Annotated in this window: 3 protein-coding genes; all 3 read right to left on the bottom strand. The window is 62.5% G+C overall.

Annotated features, from left to right (window positions below):
* Positions 1-195: 195 nt before the first annotated feature.
* From X760_RS73500 to X760_RS73490, 3 genes are read right to left on the bottom strand one after another with little or no spacing between them, the layout of a single operon-like run.
* Positions 196-1,329: a site-specific integrase gene (locus X760_RS73500; protein WP_023723253.1), complete on the bottom strand. Its 1,134-nt coding sequence runs from the start codon at positions 1,327-1,329 to the stop codon at positions 196-198.
* On the bottom strand, positions 1,326-1,712 hold the full coding sequence (locus X760_RS73495; RefSeq protein WP_023723252.1) for a type II toxin-antitoxin system VapC family toxin: 387 nt from the start codon (positions 1,710-1,712) through the stop codon (positions 1,326-1,328). Before X760_RS73495 ends, X760_RS73500 begins: the two co-directional genes overlap by 4 nt.
* Positions 1,712-1,969, bottom strand: coding sequence for a type II toxin-antitoxin system VapB family antitoxin (locus X760_RS73490; protein ID WP_031195575.1), 258 nt, complete (start codon positions 1,967-1,969; stop codon positions 1,712-1,714). The genes X760_RS73495 and X760_RS73490 overlap by 1 nt, the downstream gene beginning before the upstream one ends.
* Between the last annotated feature and the right edge of the window lie 325 nt (positions 1,970-2,294).

Here is a 2,294-nt window from a genome sequence, read left to right as displayed (position 1 = left end):
CAAAGTGAACGTGTTCGATCCGAGCGGTCGGCTGCCGAAAGACCAGCTGTCCTGGCGATGAAACAGGCCGGATGGGCAGTGGCGGTCCCGAACGACAGAAGTGACCAATTCGTTTAGCGAAAATGCCTGGTCAGGTTGGAAGGCGTGCGCGGATCCCGAGAGGCAAGAACGGCAGGGGAGAGGGCTTTTGCCTCCTTAGAGGCCGGAAGCCTTGGTCAAGTTGATGCGGAAGCGATCTCTGCGGCGCTGGTAGCGGCGGGTCATCTCCGCGGAGGCATGGCCGAGCTGTTTTTGCACATAGCGTTCGTCGACCTCGGCCGACGAGGCGAGGCCGGCGCGCAGTGAGTGGCCGGCGAATTTCTTGGCCCGTTCGCCCTCCGACAGATCGCCGCGCACGCCGGCGGCCAGGGCCGCGCGCTTGACCAGGCGTGCGACCTCCTGGTCGTTCAAGCGATCGACACCGACCGCTCTGCCTTGACCAGCAACGCGCCGGAACAGAGGTCCGTGCGCAATGCGCGCTAGTCTTAGCCAGGTCTGCAGAGCGACCACAGGGCAGGTGGCGTCGGAGGAGCCGCGGCCGATTTCGACCTCGCGCCAGCCGGTTTTGCCGCGCAATGTGACAAGCAGACCCTTATCGGCAAAAATCTCGACCCAGCCGCGTCCGATCTCGGTCTGGTCCCTGCCGACGTCGAGGCCGACGATTTCGGATCGGCGAAGGCCGCCGGCGAAACCCAAAAGCAGCATGGCGCGGTCGCGCAGACCACGCAGCGTGCCGCGGTCGAGGGTCTCGAGCATAGCGATCAGATCCTCGGGCAGGATCGCTTCCTTCTGCCGGGGAGGGGAGGCGTGGGTGTTGCGAACGCCAGCCATCACCGTGGCGATATGCCGGTCCTTGCGGTCCAGCGGCTGGCCGCGCTGGGCACAATTCCAGGAGAGCGACGAAAGCCGGCGCTCGATGGTTGAAACGGTGTTAGGCTTTTTGTCGCCAGTAGCCGTACCTGACGCGCAGGCGGCGATATAGAGCCCGACGACCTGAGGATCGGGCGGGAACATCTCGATGCCTTGGCGCCGGCACCAGCTCGAAAAATGCTTCCAGTCGGCTGCGTAGGCGCGGCGCGTGTTGGCCGAACTCGCCGCCTCGATATAGTCGCGCGCGCGGCCGGCGAGCGCCTCAAGATGCGCAGGCAGGCTGGGATTGGCGATGGCTGGAAGGGGAGGGGGCGAGCCGTGGTCGGCATCGTCCATCTCCATGACGACGTCGATGATGTCGGGCATGTCGTCATCGCCGGAAGCAGCCGATGATCTTGGAGCGTCGTCAGTCAAGCTCATGCCGCTTCGATATCCGTTTGAGAGAAGTCCTTGCCGACGAAAAGCAGCGGTTCGTCCGCACGCTTTGCCAAAGCATAGGAGAGGCAATCGGCAAAATTCATCGGCGCCGGGTGGTGGCCCTTGCCGTAGGTCAGCCAACCCTGGGTCGCCAGATCAACCAATTCGGAGTCGACAGGAATGATGTCGGCCTCGATTTTGCGCAGCCAAAGATCGATCTCGGCCAACGCGTGTTCGCCGCGCCTGCTGACCAGCACCATGCGTGCCTCAAGCACGCAGGTTGCCGGGATCAGACGGATTGGGTCGGAGACCAGCGCTCGTTCCAGCCTTGGTGCCTCAGGCTCGCTCCGAAGTATCGCTACAACGGCTGAGGTATCGATCACCATCAGTTAGGGATTCCATGCTCGTCATACCCGATGATCTCCTCGTCGCTGCGACTATCCAGTTCAGGCAATCGTGCCACTCTTTCTCGGATGGCGCGCAATTCTGCCAGCAGACGCTCCTGAGCGGTCTCTCCAAAGCCCAAGCGATGCAAGCGCTCGCTCAGGGCCTGATGAATGGCTGCTGTCTTACTGATACCCTGGCGGCGTGCGAGTTCATCGGCGAGAGCAACGGTGGCTGGATTTTTGATGTTCAGGGACACGAAAGACTCCAAAAGTCTACCTTTCAGGCGTATTCTACCATGGTCCCCCAGCCTCGTAAACAACGAATGATAATGCAATATTATCATTCGTTATGTGCGCACGACAGCCTGTGCGTTTTGGTGCAAAGTTTGTGGCAAAAAGCGCACGGCTGCTTTACCCTCCAGAATCATGATTCGCCTCGACCCCGCCGCCGCCATTCCCGTTCTCGAGCCGGTCGTCCCGGCCTGGGCGCTGGCCAACGGCGCTGTCGTCACCGACGCCGGCGCCGCCTTCTGTGCCGGCGCCGCCTTGAGCGCGCTCGAGACGCTCGCGCGCACGCAAGCC

It is taken from the genome of Mesorhizobium sp. LSHC420B00, from assembly GCF_000503055.1.
Lineage (GTDB): Bacteria > Pseudomonadota > Alphaproteobacteria > Rhizobiales > Rhizobiaceae > Mesorhizobium.
The sequence above is the reverse complement of the archived record's forward strand: the minus strand, read 5'-3'. Positions and strand labels throughout refer to the sequence as shown.